At 37.8% G+C, this 18,997-nt stretch carries 16 protein-coding genes and 2 pseudogenes; 16 read left to right on the plus strand and 2 right to left on the minus strand.

The window, feature by feature from the left end:
- The first annotated feature begins 7 nt into the window (after nt 1-7).
- The 6 genes from JO40_RS01905 to JO40_RS01930 all read left to right on the plus strand — a co-directional run bounded on the left by JO40_RS01905 (nt 8) and on the right by JO40_RS01930 (nt 8,406).
- A complete protein-coding gene (locus JO40_RS01905) occupies nt 8-1,036 on the plus strand; it encodes a hypothetical protein (protein WP_044977641.1) in 1,029 nt (342 codons plus the stop codon).
- A 10-nt stretch (nt 1,037-1,046) separates the two neighbouring features.
- Nucleotides 1,047-3,845, plus strand: a complete 2,799-nt coding sequence (locus JO40_RS01910; protein WP_044977642.1) for a putative PEP-binding protein — start codon at nt 1,047-1,049, stop codon at nt 3,843-3,845.
- Nucleotides 3,846-3,955: 110 nt separating this feature from the next.
- Entirely contained in the window at nt 3,956-4,630 is a 675-nt protein-coding gene (locus tag JO40_RS01915) for a TIGR00266 family protein (protein ID WP_044977643.1), read from the plus strand.
- Nucleotides 4,631-4,761: 131 nt separating this feature from the next.
- On the plus strand, nt 4,762-6,939 hold the full coding sequence (locus tag JO40_RS01920) for a DUF4954 family protein (protein ID WP_044977645.1): 2,178 nt from the start codon (nt 4,762-4,764) through the stop codon (nt 6,937-6,939).
- Between the two features lie 6 nt (nt 6,940-6,945).
- Entirely contained in the window at nt 6,946-7,632 is a 687-nt protein-coding gene (locus JO40_RS01925; protein WP_044977646.1) for a YkgJ family cysteine cluster protein, read from the plus strand.
- Nucleotides 7,633-7,692: 60 nt separating this feature from the next.
- Nucleotides 7,693-8,406, plus strand: a complete 714-nt coding sequence (locus tag JO40_RS01930) for a queuosine precursor transporter (RefSeq protein WP_044977648.1) — start codon at nt 7,693-7,695, stop codon at nt 8,404-8,406.
- A gap of 79 nt (nt 8,407-8,485) precedes the next feature.
- Here the strand turns inward: JO40_RS01930 and JO40_RS13345 are convergent, their stop codons facing one another.
- Both JO40_RS13345 and JO40_RS15285 read right to left on the minus strand, forming a co-directional pair.
- Nucleotides 8,486-10,567, minus strand: coding sequence for a methyl-accepting chemotaxis protein (locus JO40_RS13345; RefSeq protein WP_044979671.1), 2,082 nt, complete (start codon nt 10,565-10,567; stop codon nt 8,486-8,488).
- A gap of 291 nt (nt 10,568-10,858) precedes the next feature.
- Nucleotides 10,859-11,668: pseudogene (locus tag JO40_RS15285) on the minus strand (methyl-accepting chemotaxis protein); the annotation flags it as partial.
- A 253-nt stretch (nt 11,669-11,921) separates the two neighbouring features.
- Between JO40_RS15285 and JO40_RS13930 the strand changes: the two are divergent.
- The 10 genes and pseudogenes from JO40_RS13930 (at nt 11,922) to JO40_RS01985 (ending at nt 18,951) form a co-directional block, all read left to right on the plus strand.
- Nucleotides 11,922-12,155, plus strand: a complete 234-nt coding sequence (locus JO40_RS13930) for a hypothetical protein (RefSeq protein WP_044977650.1) — start codon at nt 11,922-11,924, stop codon at nt 12,153-12,155.
- Between the two features lie 83 nt (nt 12,156-12,238).
- Nucleotides 12,239-12,667 carry a 50S ribosomal protein L13 gene (gene rplM / locus JO40_RS01945; protein WP_044977652.1) on the plus strand — a complete coding sequence of 143 codons (429 nt, stop codon included), beginning with the start codon at nt 12,239-12,241 and terminating at the stop codon, nt 12,665-12,667.
- Between the two features lie 10 nt (nt 12,668-12,677).
- Nucleotides 12,678-13,067 (plus strand): 30S ribosomal protein S9, encoded by a 390-nt coding sequence (rpsI, locus tag JO40_RS01950; RefSeq protein ID WP_084224507.1) that lies wholly within the window; start codon nt 12,678-12,680, stop codon nt 13,065-13,067.
- The gene (locus tag JO40_RS01955) at nt 13,006-13,701 is read left to right on the plus strand and encodes a regulatory protein RecX (RefSeq protein WP_245608955.1); all 696 of its coding nucleotides are present in this window, start codon (nt 13,006-13,008) and stop codon (nt 13,699-13,701) included. Before rpsI ends, JO40_RS01955 begins: the two co-directional genes overlap by 62 nt.
- Nucleotides 13,702-13,755: 54 nt before the next feature.
- Nucleotides 13,756-14,325: a response regulator gene (locus tag JO40_RS01960; RefSeq protein ID WP_044979673.1), complete on the plus strand. Its 570-nt coding sequence runs from the start codon at nt 13,756-13,758 to the stop codon at nt 14,323-14,325.
- Nucleotides 14,326-14,330: 5 nt separating this feature from the next.
- Nucleotides 14,331-15,518, plus strand: coding sequence for a class II aldolase/adducin family protein (locus JO40_RS01965; RefSeq protein ID WP_044977655.1), 1,188 nt, complete (start codon nt 14,331-14,333; stop codon nt 15,516-15,518).
- Between the two features lie 11 nt (nt 15,519-15,529).
- Complete coding sequence (locus tag JO40_RS01970) at nt 15,530-16,729, plus strand: LIC_12708 family protein (protein ID WP_044977657.1); 1,200 nt, start codon at nt 15,530-15,532, stop codon at nt 16,727-16,729.
- Nucleotides 16,726-17,298 carry a hypothetical protein gene (locus JO40_RS01975; protein ID WP_044977659.1) on the plus strand — a complete coding sequence of 191 codons (573 nt, stop codon included), beginning with the start codon at nt 16,726-16,728 and terminating at the stop codon, nt 17,296-17,298. Before JO40_RS01970 ends, JO40_RS01975 begins: the two co-directional genes overlap by 4 nt.
- 7 nt (nt 17,299-17,305) lie before the next feature.
- A pseudogene (locus JO40_RS01980) lies at nt 17,306-18,207 on the plus strand (alpha-hydroxy-acid oxidizing protein).
- A gap of 6 nt (nt 18,208-18,213) precedes the next feature.
- On the plus strand, nt 18,214-18,951 hold the full coding sequence (locus tag JO40_RS01985) for a 16S rRNA pseudouridine(516) synthase (protein ID WP_049992331.1): 738 nt from the start codon (nt 18,214-18,216) through the stop codon (nt 18,949-18,951).
- The last annotated feature ends 46 nt before the right edge of the window (nt 18,952-18,997 follow it).

The following is an 18,997-nucleotide window of genomic DNA, read 5'->3' on the forward strand; positions in this document are numbered from 1 at the left end:
AGTACTTATGGTTAATATGACTAATTTTTTTGTTCCTCTTGCTAACAAGACTGATTTTAATGCTTCAGTTAAACATATCCAGTCTGTTATTGAAATTTTAGATGATTGTGATCCTAAAGAGAATATTGCCGATAAGATAAATCTTATGATAAGAGAACAAAAGATAAAACCTGAACAAGTTAGATCAATTCTTTCGGTTTCTCTACTTGATAAATGGAATTATAAAGTTGTATCTGAAAATTTGAAATTTATTTTGGAAGATGCTTCATCATTTGTTGCCGAGCTTGCCAAATGGACAGGTGTTGATTTGATTTTCGGCTATGATCACCCTGATTTGGGTTTTATTGTTATAAATCCGAAAAATCCTGCTGCCGCTCCTGTCATTCAGGGTTTTAGAAAAAATGAGCTGCTTTTGATATATGTCGGTAAGCAAGACAGGGGGGCTGTAGATGCCGGTATCGCCGATTCCGTTATTTCAGCTATTCTAAAATTATTTGAAAAAAAAGCTTGTTCCGTACCTGCATCGGTAAAAACAGGACCCTTTGTATATGTTGAACCTAAACAAACTGCCCCCGCAAAGACAAAAAGGCAGGTTGTTAAACGGGCGGGCAAAAAAGCTGCTGCTCCTGTTGCTGTTGCAGCTAAAGTTCAGGCAAGTTCGGTACCCTCACATCTGGAAAGACCCTCCGCCGTTTCTACAGGACCTAAAAAAATGTCGCAGCTTGTTTCCGTACCTGTTTCAAACGAACTTTTCCATAACGGAAATGTTGAAGCATGGAAGAGGATTATCCGAAGTTATACAGCTAAATATCAAGACGCCGAAGTTATGGTTTACTATGACGGAGAGCGTATTGTAGATATAAATACATTATTTAAGTGGGGAAAGGTCAAACACGGAAGCACAATACAATTTGCCGTTTCTGCAGAAGAAATCAACGACCTTTCAAAGTTATCAAAATATTTTAGACAAGGTGCCAGTCCCATGTTTGAAGCTTTTTTACGAGGCTCGCCTGATACCGTTTTAAATTTATTTTAAGGAGTAAAAAGTGAAAATATCAAACAATATCCATTTTTTTAACAGTAAAGAAACAGTCGGAAAAAAAGTTGATAAGAACTTATTAGGCATTCGAGGAAGGCAGGCAAACGAATTTGCAGAACTTAAACTTCCCATCTTGCCGGGAATCATCATTGATGCTTCAGTAATGCAGGATATAGGGGATGCTAACATCTATTCGGAAATATCTCCTTACTTAGCTAAATTCGGAGCAGAAGTTAAAAAAGAATACGGCGATGATGAGTCTCCATTACTTTTGAAGCTGGTTATTTCACCAAATATGCTTATCACCAGCTACCCTACTCTTCACAACTTCGGTCTTACCAAGAATACGGTAATCGGCTTTCAAGAAAATGTAGGCGAGAATTTTGCTGCAAATGAAGTTCTGTTTTTGCTTAATGGAATTTTAACCGTTATTCAAAAAATTGAAGAATTAGAGAAAAATGAACAGAAAGTTAAGGATTTGGAAAAGGCCTTACAAGACGTAAAAGAATCAATGAAGATGGGTAAAATCGGTTTAAAACCGGGAGCCATTATGGACAAGTATGCCAAATTTTTACCTGCTCATTTTTTTGATGATTGCAAAGTTCAGCTTGAAGAGTCAATCCGCCTCATAGGACGGCTTTTAACCCTTGAAGAGGACACGGATCATGACGTTGCCCTTTTGATTCAGCCCATGGTTTACGGAAACTACAGTAAAGACTCATATTCCGGCTCATTCTTTAGCCGAAATATCGTAAACGGCGAGAAAAAATTACAAGGTCAGTTCTTTGCCGAAAAATTCAATGAAGTAAATGCCGAAGGTAAAGATATTAACTTAATAAAGCCTGAATATTTAAAACAATTCCAGCAGATTGCATGGCAGCTTGAAGACTATACAAAGGATATACGCAATATCCGATTTACTATTGAAGCCGGAAGGCTTTGGCTTATTGAACAAAAATCGGTTGAAGCTAAGAGCACCATCTCAATGGTTCAGATTTTGCTTGATTTGTACAATAGAAAGATAGTAGATGCCGAGTATGTTGTGCGTTCCGTTAAACCCGGCCAGTTAAATGAAATCCTACACCCCGTTATAGACATAATGAGTACAAAGGGTATGAAATCATCAAAGGGCGGTATAGCAGGAGCTCCGGGAGCTGCAGTGGGCAGGGTCTATTTTACGGCCGACTCCCTTATTGAAGCTCAAAGGGCAGCAAAACTTCAAGGAATGGACACAAGATGTATCCTATGTATGCCTGCAACCTATGCAGGAGACGTAAAGGGTATAGAGGTTTCTACAGGTGTTATATCGAATGAAGGCGGTTATTCAGCTCATGCTTCCGTTGTTGCCCGTCAGTACGGTAAAATATCTCTTGTACGCCCCGATATGAAGATAAGCGGAAAGAAGGCCGTTATTGAAGGCGTTACTATAAATGAAGGCGACTATATTACGCTCAATGTTCCTTATTATGGGGATTCTACCGTTTATTTCGGTGAAGCAAAGTTGATTGAACCCGATCCTAAAACTTCAGGTCTTTTGGACTTTATAAGTCTTGCAAAAGGATTTTTATCCAATTTCCATGTAAGAGCAAATGCCGATAGTCCCCGTGATGCTCAGCTTGCTTTAGATTTCGGTGCAGAAGGTATAGGTCTTTGCCGAACCGAGCACATGTTCTTTAACGAAAAAAGAATAAATACCTTCCGTGAGATGATTTTAGCTGCAAATGAGACTGAAAGGAAAAAGGTTCTTGAAAAACTTCAAAAATTGCAAACCGAAGACTTCTACGGCATCTTTAAGGCTATGAACGGCAAGGAGGTTACCATAAGATTATTGGATGCGCCTCTCCACGAATTCCTGCCCCATAATGATGTTGAGCTTGACGGTTTTGTAAAATATTTGACGGCTCAAAAAAAGAAAGTTAATAAAAAAGACTTGCTTACCGACATTGAAAAACTTTCCGAAATCAATCCTATGTTGGGTCACCGAGGCTGCCGAATTGCTATAAGCTATCCTGAAATTTATGCAATGCAGATAAGGGCTATTTTTGAAGCAGCTTATAAACTTAAAAAAGAAAAAGTGGATGTAAAGCCTGAAATTATGATTCCTCTTATAATGAACTTTAGAGAATTAAAGCAAATTATTTACGGAAAGAAAATTGAGGGCCATACTTATTTAGGTATTGATGCTATTGCCGAAGAAGTTAAGGCAGCCGTAAAAGGCGGAGACCTTGATTACAAGGTTGGAACTATGATCGAGCTTCCGGCTTCAGCCCTAAGTTCCGATGAAATTGCAAAATATGCACAGTTCTTCTCTTTCGGTACAAATGACTTAACGCAGACTACCTTAGGTCTTTCACGCGATGACTTTAACAGCTTTATGCCGGACTATACCATGTACGACCTTATCGACGGAAACCCCTTTGCCGTGCTTGACAGCAGGGTAAGGGACTTAATCGAAATTGCAATTCAGCGCGGTAAACTTACCCGCCCCGATTTGCACTTAGGTCTTTGCGGTGAGCACGGTGCCCGTCCCGAAAATGTACGCTTCTGTATGGATGCCGGACTAAACTATGTTTCATGTTCGTCATATTCCGTACCTATTGCCCTCCTTTCGATTGCGCAGGCTGAACTTGAGAATGCGGAAAAAGCCGGGATAAAGCTTGAGCCTAAAATTCAAGCTCCTCGTAAAGCGGGTTCTGCATCGGCTAAATCGGCCGAAAAAAATGAATCGGTAAAAGCTGTAAAAGAAAAGCCTGAATCAGCTAAAAAGGCTTCTGCCAAGAAGATGACTGCAAAAAAATCTAAGTAATTTTATGCGGCTCCGTTTGGAGCCGCTTTAGGTTTATGAAAGCCTGCAAAAACTGTGACTTTTTTGCAGGTATTTTTTCTTATTTTAATCTTAATTTTTAGGAGTTTTTTATGGAATACAAAATTATTGGAGATGCTTTTCCTGCTGTTGTTTGTAAACTTAGAGCCGGTGAAAAGATGATAACTCAGTCAGGCGGAATGGCATGGATGAGTTCCGGAATTTCTATGGAGACCTCTGCCGGCGGAGTCGGTAAGGCCATAGGCAGGATGTTTTCGGGAGAAAGTTTATTTTTAAACAAATATACTGCAACTACCGACGGAGAAATCTCTTTTGCCTCAAGGTTCCCCGGTGCTATAAAGGCATTTGAAATTACTTCGGGTTCTTCCCTGATTGCACAAAAAACCGCTTTTTTAGCTTCAACTGAAGGCGTTGACCTTTCGATTTTCTTTCAAAAAAGGCTGGGAGCAGGGTTTTTCGGAGGAGAAGGTTTTATAATGCAAAAACTTTCGGGCAACGGAACGGCCTTTCTTGAGATTGACGGTTCCGCAGTAGAATATACTTTAGGTGCCGGTGAAACAATGATTTTGGATACGGGATACCTTGCAGCAATGGAAGAAACATGTAAGATGGAAGTAGAGATGATAAAGGGTATAAAAAATATGATTTTTGGAGGAGAAGGCTTATTTAATACAAAAATAACCGGCCCCGGAAAAATTATTATTCAAACAATGCCTATCAATGCGGTTGCGCAATCTTTAATTCCGTTTTTATCGGCTTCAAAATAACCGTCTTAAAACTTATTTTTATTAGCCGGTAAGAAAAGTTTACCGGCTTTACCTATAGATATCCTTATAGTTATTTTGTAACGATTGATCCGTCCTTTATGTTTTTATAAGTGCTTAATTTGGAGAACCTTATGGCTAAAATGCAGATAGTAAAATCCGAAGATTTCGGGTATGATTTTATTGAAGGCAAATACTTACCGGATGGTAAGGATGAGTATTATATAAGATTTAATCAAACCAATCACAAAAATACTAAGTACCGTCAATTAAATTCGGAAGAAATTGAGCGTCTGATAAAAAACGGGAATTCCAGTACGGATTGGTCGATGGTCTTGGTTGAAGACCCTTTTGATACGGATTTGATAACAAACAGCATGTTTGCCGGATTGGTACGAATTTCTTCAACTCAAAATTTTTACTTAAAATATCATGACTTTACGGTACCCGTAGGCATTACAAACAGCAAGGTCATTTCTTGCGATATAGGAAAAAACTGTGCGATTCATTATTGTGCCTATCTTTCGCATTATATAATAGGCGACAGAGTTATTTTGAGCCGTATTGATGAGATGTGCACGACAGACCATTCCAAATTCGGCGAAGGCTTAGTAAAAGACGGAGAAGATGAAAAGATCAGGGTAACAATAGACACTATCAATGAAGCCGGAGGAAGAGAAGTATTTCCTTTTTACGATATGATTACAGCCGACGCTTTCTTGTGGGCAAGGTACAGGGATGAAACAGAACTTATACAAAAATTTGAAGAAATAACCCAAAATTCTAAAGACTCAAAAAGAGGTTATTACGGTGAGGTTGGTTCCGATTCTGCGATAAAGAGCTGCCGTATTATAAAAGACGTTAATTTCGGTTCATCCGTTTATGTAAAGGGAGCCAATAAACTTAAAAACTTAACCATAAAATCAACTGCCGAGGAACCTTCCCAGATAGGAGAAGGGGTAGAACTTGTAAACGGTATAATAGGTTTAGGTTCCAGAGTTTTTTATGGTGTTAAAGCTGTCCGCTTTGTCATAGGAAATAACTGTGAGCTCAAATACGGTACAAGGTTGATACATTCCATAGTTGGAGATAACTCGACTATTTCCTGCTGCGAGGTCTTAAATGCACTTATATTCCCTTATCATGAACAGCATCACAATAATTCCTTTTTGGTTGCTGCTATGATTCAGGGACAATCCAATATGGCCGCAGGGGCTACTGTAGGTTCCAATCACAACACAAGAGGCAATGACGGCGAGATTGTTGCAGGCCGCGGGTTTTGGCCGGGGCTTTCTTCAACCTTAAAACATAATTGCCGATTTGCTTCCTTCGTTATTTTGGCAAAAGCAAATTATCCTGCAGAGCTCGATATTCCTTTTCCTTTTAGTTTGGTTTTAAATAATGCCCATGAAGATAGACTTGAAATTATGCCGGCCTATTATTGGCTGTACAATATGTACGCTCTTGAACGCAATAATAAAAAATTTTTAAAACGGGATAGAAGGGTAACAAAGACCCAGCACATTGAAACCGCCTATCTTGCTCCCGATACCGCTGCCGAAATTTTAAATGCCCGTGCTCTTCTTGAAAAATGGATATGCAAGGCTTGGACCGATAGCGGAAAATCACCTTTAAGCATAGATGAAATTCTAAGAGATAAAAAAGATGAGGCAAAGAATCTTTTTGTAAAGGGTGAAAATATTGAAAGGTCTAAACGTACCGTAAAAATAATCAAGGCTGTAGAATCATATGAGGCCTATCAGGATATGCTGATATGGTATGTGGTTACAACCTTGGCTGAATATTTTAATAAAAAAGATTTTATCGATAAAATCGGATGTTCGATTGAAGACTTTAAAATTTCCAAAAATCATAACTTTGATTGGGTAAATATGGGCGGCCAGCTAATACCTGAAAAACAACTCAATTCAATTAAAGAAGGCATAAAGTCAGGAAAACTTAACACATGGAAAAAAATTCATGCTGCCTATGACAAAGCTCATAGTTCTTATGTTGTCGATAAGGCTGACAATGCTTATGCTGTTCTTTGTGCTCTTATGAAGGTTAAAACGATAGATAAGACCCTTTGGAATAGGCTCTTGGAAAAAGCAGCAACAATAAGAAAATATATTGAAGAACAAATATTCTACACAAAAAATAAGGATTATAATAATAATTTTAGGGATATTACTTACCTAAATCCTAAAGAAAGGACTGCCGTTTTAGGAAGTGTCGAAGATAATGCATTAATTATTGAATCAAAAAAGGACACGGAATATTATCTTACCCTTTTTGAAAAGTGCAGGGCTTAAATAAAAATGAAACAAGAAACTGAAAGTTTTAAGGGCACAAAAACGGCCGAAATGATTTTGCTTTTGGACAAGGTCTATAAGGAAATTGAAGAAGCCGAAGCGGAATGGATGTCAAAGTGTCCTATTAAGTGTATAGACGGATGCGGTGCATGCTGCGTTCATTTTGAACCGGATGTTTATGAAGTTGAAGCTCTTTATCTTGCATCATGGCTTCTTTTTCATCAAAGAGAGAGGGCTTTTCAAATATTAAAGGGCTGTTTTAATGAGAATGTTTTAGATAAAGAAAACGGCTGCCTTCTATTTGACATAGATAATCCTTATCATTGTACCGTATATGGAGGCCGCTGTCTGATATGCCGTCTTTTCGGTTATGCAGGAGACAGAGGTAAAGACTTTTCCGTACGCTGGCGGCCATGTAAATATCTTGTTTCTATGGATAAAAATCTTTCCGCTTCAAAAATTAAACAGTACTCACAAGAAGATTTGCTTAATAATTTCGGTACACTGCCTCCGGTTATGAGCGATTTTTCTTCACGTATATTGTGTTTTATGACTGAAGGGTCATCTCATACCCTTCCGCTCAGGGAGGCTTTACCTGCTGCAATTTCTAAAATTCTAATGCTTGAAAGGTATTCCAACAATCCGGAATTTGAACCTGATACGGATCCTGAAATGCCGCCCCTTGCTTCATAAAGTGTTTATAGTTTTTAAGGCTTATTCACTTTTATTTTTCTTTATGCTAATATCCTGCACATGGAAAATTCACAGTTAAATCAAGGAGCCCTTGAAACGGACTCCATTAAGAAAACGAATTTCTTGCCGGTAATTTCCGGACTCTTTGTAGGCATTTTGGTTTTGTCGAATATTCTTGCGGCAAAGATGGTACAGCTTGGCCCCTTCGTTTTTGACGGAGGCACTCTTCTTTTTCCTTTTTCATATATTTTTGGAGATGTTTTAGCTGAAGTCTACGGTTATAAGGCTTCAAGAAAGGTTATTTGGACCGGCTTTTTTATGCTTCTTATTATGAGCCTGAATATCTGGCTTATAAGTGTTCTTCCTGCTGAAGCTGAGTGGGTATTTCAAAAAGACTTTGATAACATTCTTTTACAGATGCCCCGCATTTGCGCCGGCAGCCTTTTCGGTTATTTTATTGGAGAGTATTCCAACTCGGTTGTTTTGTCTAAGTTAAAAGTAATAACAAAGGGCAAGTACTTATGGCTTAGAACTATAGGCTCTACATTGGTTGGAGAATTTTTGGACAGTGCCGTTTTTGTTGCTATTTCTTTTTTAGGCCTTTACAGCATAGATATTCTTATTATAATGGCTTTTTCAAACTATCTTTTTAAAACTTTTATTGAAGTTATATTTACGCCTTTCACTTACAAGATAGTTGCCTTTGTAAAAAAACATGAACAGATAGATGTTTATGACTACAATGTAAGTTATAATCCCCTTCCGGGAAAATAAGTTAAAAAAATACCCATCCTTAAAAATTAAGGATGGGTCAAACTCATAACTTTATTACTTGATGATTTTTACTTTTATGTTAAACCTTAAATTTCATTACCTCATCAGCCAAGCCTTCTATGCTTTCTTTATTCTTTTGGGTTATACCTTGAACTTCTTGAACCGCATTATTTATTTGCAAGGCTCCTGAGGCCATTTCATTCATACGATCTGTAATTGTACGGGTAAGTTCATCAAGTTTATTCATTTCTTGAGCTATACCTTCTCCTCCTTTTAGCATCTCTGATGAACCTTGTTTGACCTCCTGCGTTACAGTGTTGATGTTTCGGATTGCAATTAAGACTTCTTTACTGCCGTTTTCCTGTTCAGTCATTGCTTCCATGACGGTGTTGCTCATCTCTTTTACGTTTTCTGCAAGGTTGAAAATTGAGTTAAATTTTCCTTCAACTGTTCTAGCCGATTCAGCCAAGAGTTCTATCTCTCCCGAAAGATTTTTAAGTGTAGAGGTAATGGTTTTTCCTTGGGCGCTTGATTCTTCTGCAAGCTTCCTTATTTCGTCAGCTACTACAGCAAAGCCTTTTCCGGCTTCCCCTGCATGGGCTGCCTCAATTGCCGCATTCATCGCCAAGAGGTTTGTTTGGCTTGCAATATGCTGTATAACATTGGAAGCTTCCATCAAACTTCCCGATTCTTCGGCTATTTTTTGGGTTACTTCATTTGCCGTAGAAACCTTGCCTTTTCCCTCTGCTGTAGCATCGGCCAGCTCTCTTATAATATTATCGCTCTTACCCAATGTTTGTGTAATCGATTCAATATTTGCAACCATTTGTTCTATAGATGAAGATGATTCGGCAACGCTTGCTGCCTGTGTTTCTATGCTGTTGTTAAGCTGTTTTATTGTGCGTATGATTTGCTCAACTGTTGCTGCAGTTTCGGTTACACTTGCTGCCTGAGTTAGGGCCTGATCTTTGATGTTGTCGATATTTGAGTTGATCTCTTCTACGGCACTTGCCGTTTCAGTCATATTACTTGCAAGTTCATCTCCTATAAACTGCATGGTGTTTGTATTTGTTCCTACGGATTTAATGGAATTACCTATCTTTTCAATAGTTTGGTTAAAGTATTTTGACAAGAGGGTAACTTCATCATTGCTTGTTACAGGCAGCCTTACCGTTAAATCGCCTTCGCCTTGAGAAATATCTTTTAAAGCTAGAACAACTTTTTGCAGAGGTAAGATCATTTTACGTGTTACAACAAATGTCGATACTAAGGCGACACCCAAAAGAGTAAATCCTGTTATAACCATCATATATTGCAAACTTGCCACAGTATCCAAAAAATCGTTTACAGGAGCTCTTACTATTACCATCCAGCCCGTTGACTGCATAATAGCATATGAACCGATATTTTTTTCTCCGTTAAATGTATAATATCCTATGGAAGGTTTGTTTGACTGCATGGCTTGTTTTGCAAAATTTGCAATTGATACCAATGCAGGGTTTGTTTTGGCATTTTCTTGAAAATTGTCTTGATTTAGAACCAGCTCCCTGTTGCGGTGGGCTATGGCATTTCCTGTTTTGCCTAAGATAAAACAGTAGCCGCTTCTTCCTACTGTGATATGATCTATGTCTTCTGAAAGCTTTGTTCCTGAGGTATCCGCTGCGAGTACACCGATGATTCTATTTTCATAGTCGTATACGGGAACTGAGATGGTATTCACCAGTGTTCCGTCGGTCTTTGAACCGTAGGGCTCGCTTACAAATTGTTCTCCTGCTAAAGCCCTTTTAAACCATTCTCTATCATTTACATCAAATATCCGTCCGTCAAGGGTGTGACAATTTCCGTTTATATCCGTTATTGAAAACTCCGATATTCTGGGATTAAAAGCCGCTTCTTTTTTTAAATATGCTATCTTGTCTGAGTAGGACGCATCTATATCTCTTAACTCGGATGCTCTTGAAGCACTCGAAACAAAATTCAAAAAAGAGTTGACCATCGAATCGACCAGATCGGCAGTGTCTGTGGCCTTATCTTTCAAATGTGTCTCTACCTTTTCAAGGATAGCCCTTTTTGACATAACTGCACCTATTATTCCCTGTGTCGATACGGAAATAACAACTTTAGCCAAAGTTTTAGTTATGGAAGAAATATTTGCAGCCATTTCTTCTATTGAAGCAGAGGATTCACTGACACTCGCCGCTTGACTTTCAATACTTTCGTTTAGTTGTTTGATTGTATGAATTATTTGCTCTACTGTTGAAACACTTTCCGTGACGCTTGCAGATTGACTTATTGTTTGATTTTTTACTCCATCGATGTTTGCGCTTATCTGATGTATTGCACTTGCCGTTTCGGTCATATTCCCTGCAAGCTCGCTGCCTGTTTGTACCATTGTTTCGGCACTATTATGAACGGAACGAAGTGCAGAACTCATTTTTCCTATTGTCCGGTTAAAATGAGCAGACATAGCGGTTATTTCATCGTTTCCTATCAGAGGAAGAGACACGGTCAAGTCTCCTTCTCCTACCTGTTTAAAGACTGAGACTACTTTTAAAATAGGCTTTACTATTAAGCCTTGTAGTAGGCTTATGGTTATAAATATCACCATCACTAAAATAGCGCCTGAGCCCACAAGAGTATAGATAACTGCATACTGAAGTTTTGAACTTATTTCATTATTTACTTCGGTAATTTCGGCCCCGCAAAAAACGACTAGTTGGATCTTACCTTCCCTAACTATGGGTTTGTATTTTGTAATAAAGGCTTTATTTAAGATTAGAGCATTTCCACTGTAATCTTTGTTTTGAGATATTGCATCATATGCTTCCGAGTGGTCAAGTTTTGTACCCAATGCCCTTTTCCCGTTTTCATCAAGAATTGTTGTAAGTATGCGTTTAAATTCCTTATTTTCATGAACAAAAATTGTAATTTCTACACCTAACTGTTTTGAAAGCATATCTATCACTTTAGGGTCTACAGCTTCTTTTGTTCCTTTTAAAGTGGAGTCCTTAATGCTTAAATTACCGTAAACCGCTTCAAGGTAGGTTTCTATTATTGCCAAGTCTCCATCAAGCTGATTTATTACACTGCTGTAAACTGCACTTTGAGATGTTGATTTTACCGCATAAACGCTTATTCCGGTTAAAATTCCTATAGCAAAAAGCAGAGATATAAAAAAAATACCTCCTATTTTAAGAATAAGGCTTTTTTTCTTTACATTTTCTTTTGCTGTTATGAATTTTGTTTCTTCCATGTCTTTCATTCTTATGCTCCTTTTTTAAATACTATGTATTTTAAATTTGCCGTATCCCATCTCGAAAAACTTCAGTTTTTCAGGATGCCTTATCTTATATTCTATACCCGTATTATTCATATGTCAAGTTTTTTTTGTCTTTTGTCTTTTGTCAAAATTTTATGTTTTTTTTGTCTTTTGTCTTTATGTATTCAGCTTTTTAGACTCCGGTTGACGAAAATGCTTAAATATGTAATAATAAATCGAGATTAGGAGGCTTTAAATGCTAGCACTTATTATTGGTATTGTTTTAATCGCTTTTACGGTTATTGCAGCCCTTCCTATGGGATTGGCATGGGGACAGGATATTTTATTATTTTTAAGAGGCGGTTTACCGATTTTTGCAGCTTTTGTCGGCCTTGTTTCCGTGTTTATAGGAATTGCCGACATTAAAGACAAGCAGGATGCAAGAAAAGAAGAAGCGGCTATGAAGGCTGCCGAAAATAAAACTGAGTAAGTTATTGACATATATTCTTTATTTAGTTATAATATTCTAACCCACATTATCTGCATATATTGTTTGTAGAAGGTATACATTAAATGAAAACTATTTTTTTAAAAGAACATGAAGCGCAGCGCTCTTGGTACGTAATTGATGCCGCAGGGAAACCTCTTGGGCGCGTTGCAGCTAAGACTGCAGCTATGCTTAGAGGAAAACACAAGGTAGGTTTTGCTCCTCATCAGGAAATCGGTGATTATGTAGTTATTATTAATGCCGAAAAAATAGCCGTAACAGGAAATAAGGCTAAGGATAAAATGTACTATACTCACTCCGGTTATGTAGGCGGTTTAAAGTCCATTAACTTTAACGGATTAATCGCTAAAAAGCCGGCTGAACCCTTGATGATTGCAATTAAAGGTATGCTTCCTAAGGGACATCTTGGAAGAAAACTTTTAACAAATGTTAAGGTCTATGCAGGCCCTGAACATCCTCACCAAGCACAGAACCCGATAGCGGTTGAAGTATAAGGAGAGTAAAGTGAAGAATATTGGAATGGGAACAGGCCGACGAAAAACTTCGGTGGCGCGAGTATACATTCGGGATGGAAAAGGTCAGTTAATGATCAATGATAAAGACATTAACGAATATTTTGCCACTCCGGAACAAATCCAAAAAGCAAAAGAGCCTTTAATGGTTACTGCAGGCGAATCTAAGTATGATATTATAATCACAGTCCGAGGGGGAGGCCTTACCGGTCAAGCAGGTGCATGCTCTCACGGAATTGCAAGGGCATTGGCTCAAGTGGATGCTTCAAATCATGCATCTTTAAAGGCTAACGGATTGCTTACACGTGATTCGCGAATGGTTGAACGAAAAAAATTCGGTCAGCGCGGTGCAAGACGAAGATTCCAGTTCAGCAAGCGTTAATTCTTTTTCTATTGCGGATATATGCAGCACTTCTTCAGATTTGTTAAAGATAACCAATTCTGAAGGAGTGTCTTTTGTAACAAGACCGGTTTATTTTTTGGATGATGAGTTTGCAGGTCTTGTTGCCGAGTCAGGCAGCCCTATAAGTGAAAAATCGCTTGAGGCTTTGTTGAACGCTGTAAGAATGTATGCAGCTGAGTGTGCTGCTATGGCCTATTTAAATAGGGCTGAACATTCCCGCTTTCAGCTGACCTTAAAGCTCAAAAAGAAGGGCTTTTTAGTTTCCGAGATTGATCCGGCTCTGGATTATTTAGCGGAAAAAGGGTTTCTTGATGACGGGCGTTTTGCCAGAGCTTGGCTTAACACTAGAGTTGTAAGTAAAAAAGAAGGCCGCAATAGATTGGCCTCCGAGCTTGCTCTAAGAGGTGTCGATTTTAAAATTGCGGAAGATGTGCTTGATGAGTTTTTTTTAGAGCATTCGGAAAAAGATATTTGCCGAGAAGCTTTGGAAAAACAACTGATAAATGGGGTGGATAAACCTCGGTTGATGCATAAAATGTATAGACTGGGTTTTTCCGTTAACACTGTGAATATATGTTTGGAGGGAATCGAAAACATTACCGACTCTGTTTAAGGTTTGTTTGATTTTTATACTATGGGTAAGAGTGAAAATAGAAGACGCGTTAAAATGTACTCCGCTCTTGAAGTTGCAAATATTTGCGGAGTTGTAAATCAAACTGCAATTAACTGGATTAGAAACGGTTATTTAAAAGCATTTAATACACCGGGAGGCCAGTATAGGGTATATTATGAAGATTTGCTCTCTTTTATAAAAGAGAGAGGAATGAAGATTCCTCCTGAGCTTCAGGATTCTTCAAATGATGCCCACTGGAATTCCATAATAGTTATAGATGATGATGCGGTTTTAAATGAGGCTATCTCTTCATTTTTAAACAAAAATCTTCCTAACTTGACTGTTTACAAATCCCTTGACGGCTTTGATGCGGGGACTCAACTTGTAAAACATAAACCCGGATTTGTTATTTTGGATATAGACCTTCCCGGTGTCAACGGTAAAGAAATATGCAAAAAAATAAAAACCGACCCTTTTTTTGGACAACCCTATATAATTGTGATTACAGGATTGGATGACGAAACCTTAGAAAAACAAATGAAAGATTTGGGAGCTGACTCCTTCTTTAGAAAACCTGTAGACTTCAGTGCTATATTAAGGGAAATCAATGAGGTTGTAAACTAGAGCGGATGACCCTTGATGAAGCAAAAAGTATTATAATAGAAACGGGAAAAAGACTTTTAAAGTCTGGCTTGACTGTACGGACATGGGGAAATGTCAGTATGCGTTTAGATGATAGTACTTTTGCTATTACACCTTCCGGATATAGTTATGAGAATTTAAAACCTGAACACATAGTAGTTCTTAACATAAATAAGCCAGAGAGTTCAGGGCCTATCAAACCTTCTTCAGAACGTTTTGTTCATGCAAGCCTTTATAAGGCTGACAAAAGTATAAAGTTTATAATTCATACACATCAAAAATTTGCCTCTGCTATTTCGGGATGCTATTCTTCTATTCCTGTTGAAAATGAAGCACTTCGTTCATTATTGGGTCCATCCGTTCCTGTGGCACGGTATGCTCCTGCCGGAACAAAAAGAATAGCACGGCATATTGTAAAGTGTTTAACAAAACCTGCCGGAGCGGTAATTATGGCTCAGCATGGGGCAGTTTGTTTCGGAGCGAATGCAGATGAGGCCTTTGCTCAAGCTGATGCATTGGAAGAGCTTTGCCGTAATTTAATTTTTTCGGAAGCACCTGCCCTGTCCCTTGCTTATCGGCGGCACGAAAGAAAGGCTATGCAGCCGCTGATTAATTTTTATTCAAGCTGCCGCGAAGGGGATTACTGTACCGTTTACGATAAAAATACAAATATTACCGTTTGCAAGCTGGATATAAAATCAGGAAACATAATTGAAGGCCTTTTTGATTTTCAAGCCGATTTACATAGACGTATATATGATGAGTACCCTGATATTAATTTTATAGAGCAAAGCTCTCAAGCCGCAGCTCTTTTTGTTTCAAAAAAAATGAACAAGGATAACCGTATACCCGCTTTTTTGGATGATTTTGCCCAGATTGCCGGCGAAAATATTTTTTTAGTTCCATTTTTTGAAAACAGAGCTGAAGAAATGAGCAGCGGAATAGTAGATGCTTTAAAAAATAGGTCTTGCGTGTTGGTATACGAAAGCGGAGCCCTTTGTTGTGTTTCGGATAAGGATGATATTAAGGCCTTAAAAGAAATATTGGAAAAGAACCTTTTGGCACTTGTTCTTTCATGGAAATTTAAAAATTATTTTCCTATCAGCCGTAGAAGTGCAAAAAAAATGCGGAAGGGTTATATCGGCGGCTACTCTAAAATGGGGCTAAAGATTTAGGAGATTATGTTATGGTAAAAAAACTTTTAATTATAATTTTTATTCTTCTTTTATTCGGTTGTAGCAGAGAAACGCTTGCAGAACTTGAGAGGGAAGAAAAGTTTAGCCTTAATTACGGTTTGTTTGAAAATGAACTTAATCTTTTTAATTTGACCAGTACCTATCCCCGCCCTGACACTCAGATATTAATGAAAGACGGTATATTTTATATAGTCAATTCCGGAGGGCAAAAAATTTTAAGGCTTTCTTCATTCGGGGATTTGCTTACATTTTTTTATAATCCCGAAACAAATATGGAGCCCTCTCTTATGCAGAATAATCCTCAGGATGTTAAGGCTTCTACAAGGGGATCCGTTAAATATCCTTTTAATCATCCTGCTCTTTTAACCGTTACGGCTTCCAAGCACCTTTTTGTTGTAGATTCCGTTTTGGATGACAGGATTGAATATGACCATGAAGAAAATTTGGCTTTAAGGGATGTAATTTTGCATTTCGATGAAAACGGCAATTTTATCGATTATTTGGGTCAAGAAGGTTTTGGCGGAACTCCTTTTCCGTCCATTGAAGGGATTCATACGAATTCTTCTAACGATATAATCGTAGTGTGCCGAACACAGACAAGTTTAAAAATTTATTGGTATAATAACAAGGGCGACTTGCTATATAAGATACCTATCTTTTTTAATGCAGTACCTAATCCATACGAAGGTTCCGATAAAGTATTTTCTTCGATAGATAAAATAATCCCCGATTTTAATGAGCTTTATTTATATATTAAAATTGACTACTACATTGAAGAAAAGGATGCTGCAACTAAGGCTAACCTCGGGGTAAGTTACGATAAAAGCTGTCTTTATTTTTTAAATATTAAAACCGGTAAGTATGACAAAAAAATGGATATAGATGCCTATGAGGAAATCGAAACATCAGGAACTGAAACTTTTACTTTTAAAAAAGTTTATGAAATGGCGGGCATTACAGAAAGTAATTGGTGCTGCTTATTGACACCTACCAATAAAGGTTATGCCCTTCAGATGATGAATTTAAAATCTCAAAAAAAATATAAAAAAGATTTGATTGTTTCAAGTGATGAAACGGTTTATAATACCTTTCATGTTTCTTCTAAGGGAATTATTTCGGCTCTTCTTGCCAGAGACGATAAGGCCTTAATTGTATGGTGGCGGGCAGATAAAATTATCGGAGATAAATAATGAATGATGATCTATTCGAAAAAAGAGATTCTTCTTCGCGTGAAGTTTTTACCCGCTATAATAGAGAAGATAGAATTAAAAAGGCCTCAGAAAAGGTCAGACAATTACATGATCCGGATTTTATAAGAAAAAGAAGTTTTATAAAAAGCGTAACCGAAAATCGGGGCTTAAGGTCAGTATTTTTTGTTATAGTTGTTCTTGTAAGTATAAACATTGCTTTTTTTGTTACCCGTTCCGACAAAAATAACGGCCGAATTTATGGAATAAAAACTGAGCTAAAGTCCTTTATTTACCAAGATAGGGCCTTGGCAAATTTGCTTTTGAATGAAAATACTAAATTTTTAGAAAGTTTAAAAGAAGGTGAAGAAAAAGACGGAGCCTTGGTAAGAGTAAACTTTATTTTTTTGGATGATAAAGGAACCAAATTATCGTCTTCGCTCCAGACAGGTATTTACATGGGTACCGAGCTTAGGTTTTCTTCTCAAGATGAATCCGGAAACGCAAAAAAGGTTCAGGCCGAAATTTATATTAAAGAAAAACTTTTGGTTTTATCGTCAAAAATAAAATGAGAAAAAAATGAGTGTGAATAAAAAATATAAGTGCCGATTATGCAAGGAATGTAACGGAAAGGCCTGCATAGGAGAACTCCCCGGAATGGGCGGTGTCTTTGAAAACTCTAATTTTATTTTAAACTGTGCAGAATGGAAAAATTACTATACCTCTGATTCCTATCCTATACCTAGGCTCCGCCTTGCTCCTATTACAGGAGCTGTAGAAAACATCGGCTATGAGGACGAAAGACTGTTTTATTTTGACCTTATAAGGTCTTCGGTTAGGGCAGGCTTAGCTCTAAGTATCGGCGACGGCTATCCCGACTTAAAACTTTTTTCAGGAATTGAAGCCTTAAAGGATGTTAAAAAAAAGGGGCTGTTTTTTTAAAGCCCTATCCTCAAATGAAACTCTTTGAAAGAATTGAGGGCTCAATGGAGGTCTCAGAAATTATCGGAGTAGACACGGATGCTTATAATATAGTAACTATGCGGAATCTTGTTCACCTTGAAAAAAAGAGCGCAAAAGATTTGGCTGCTTTAAAAAAATATGCCAAGCTCCCCTTTGCCGTTAAGGGAGTATTTACTTTACATGATATCGAAGTTATAAAAGAACTCAAACCCGACATTGCCGTAATTTCAAATCATGGAGGCCGTATTGAAACCGATAGGGGAAGCGTTGCCTCATTTGTTCATGCCCATTTAAAAGAGATAAAAAAATATGCAGGCGAGGTTTGGGCTGACGGCGGCTTACGAAAAAGAGAAGATTTTATAGCTGCTTCTTCTTTAGGTGTTGAAGAAGTTTTAATAGGCCGCCCCTGTATTACAGCCCTTTTAAGGGATAGAGAGAACGGCATAAAAAATTTTATCGATTCTATTTTAAGTAAAAATTTAAATCAAGAACTTCCGCTGCCGTTTAAGGAGTTTTGAAAAATTGTGAAGACCCGTTTAGATAGAATATTGGCCCTCAGTGGTTTAGGCTCCAGAAATGATGTAAAAAAAATGATACGTAAAAAAAACTGCTGCGTGGACGGGGAGCGTATTGTTTCCCCTTCTTTTATTTTGGATACTGACCTAAATAAAATAACTATAGACGGACAGCCTCTTATGTTGAGGACAAATGTCTATCTTATGTTTAATAAGCCCCAAGGCTGTGTAACTTCGACAAGCGATCCCGTACATAAAACCGTAATGGATTATATAAAGGCTCCCTTTGACGGGATGAAGTTATTTCCCATGGGGCGGCTGGATATAGACACAGAAGGCCTTTTGATTATTACCGATGACGGAGAGATTACCCACAAGATTACCTCGCCTAAGTCGGGAACTGTAAAGACTTATTATCTGGAGTTAAGCCGGGAGCCTTCCGATGAAGAATTTAAAAATTATTGTGAAGAGTTTAAAAAAGGAATTGAGCTAAAAAACGGTTATAAGTGTCTCCCTGCAAAATTCGAAAAATGTGAAAACAAAACAGGTTCTTTTAAAAGCGGATTTTTAATGCACATAACCGAAGGAAAATTCCATCAGGTAAAAAAAATGTGCCTAAGCATAGGGAATGAGCTTTGTTACCTGCGCCGAATTGCAGTCGGTTCAATAGTTTTAGATGAAACTTTAAAGACCGGAGAATACCGAGAACTTTCTACCGAAGAAATTGATTCCCTCAGAGAATATTGAGCACTCTAAAAACTGATGTTTTTAGAGTGCTCCTTAAATTTTAAAC

Origin of the sequence: Treponema putidum (assembly GCF_000755145.1) — a bacterium.
In the GTDB taxonomy this organism is placed as follows: Bacteria; Spirochaetota; Spirochaetia; order Treponematales; family Treponemataceae; genus Treponema_B; species Treponema_B putidum.

What these genes read in the sequence shown, in the direction of transcription:
- JO40_RS01905 (WP_044977641.1), top strand. Translation starts at nt 8, where the DNA reads ATGGTTAATATGACTAATTTTTTTGTTCCTCTTGCTAACAAGACTGAT.
- JO40_RS01915 (WP_044977643.1), top strand. Translation starts at nt 3,956, where the DNA reads ATGGAATACAAAATTATTGGAGATGCTTTTCCTGCTGTTGTTTGTAAA.
- JO40_RS01920 (WP_044977645.1), top strand. Translation starts at nt 4,762, where the DNA reads ATGGCTAAAATGCAGATAGTAAAATCCGAAGATTTCGGGTATGATTTT.
- JO40_RS01925 (WP_044977646.1), top strand. Translation starts at nt 6,946, where the DNA reads ATGAAACAAGAAACTGAAAGTTTTAAGGGCACAAAAACGGCCGAAATG.
- JO40_RS01930 (WP_044977648.1), top strand. Translation starts at nt 7,693, where the DNA reads ATGGAAAATTCACAGTTAAATCAAGGAGCCCTTGAAACGGACTCCATT.
- JO40_RS13345 (WP_044979671.1), bottom strand. Translation starts at nt 10,567, where the DNA reads ATGGCTGCAAATATTTCTTCCATAACTAAAACTTTGGCTAAAGTTGTT.
- JO40_RS13930 (WP_044977650.1), top strand. Translation starts at nt 11,922, where the DNA reads ATGCTAGCACTTATTATTGGTATTGTTTTAATCGCTTTTACGGTTATT.
- rplM (WP_044977652.1), top strand. Translation starts at nt 12,239, where the DNA reads ATGAAAACTATTTTTTTAAAAGAACATGAAGCGCAGCGCTCTTGGTAC.
- JO40_RS01960 (WP_044979673.1), top strand. Translation starts at nt 13,756, where the DNA reads ATGTACTCCGCTCTTGAAGTTGCAAATATTTGCGGAGTTGTAAATCAA.
- JO40_RS01965 (WP_044977655.1), top strand. Translation starts at nt 14,331, where the DNA reads ATGACCCTTGATGAAGCAAAAAGTATTATAATAGAAACGGGAAAAAGA.
- JO40_RS01970 (WP_044977657.1), top strand. Translation starts at nt 15,530, where the DNA reads ATGGTAAAAAAACTTTTAATTATAATTTTTATTCTTCTTTTATTCGGT.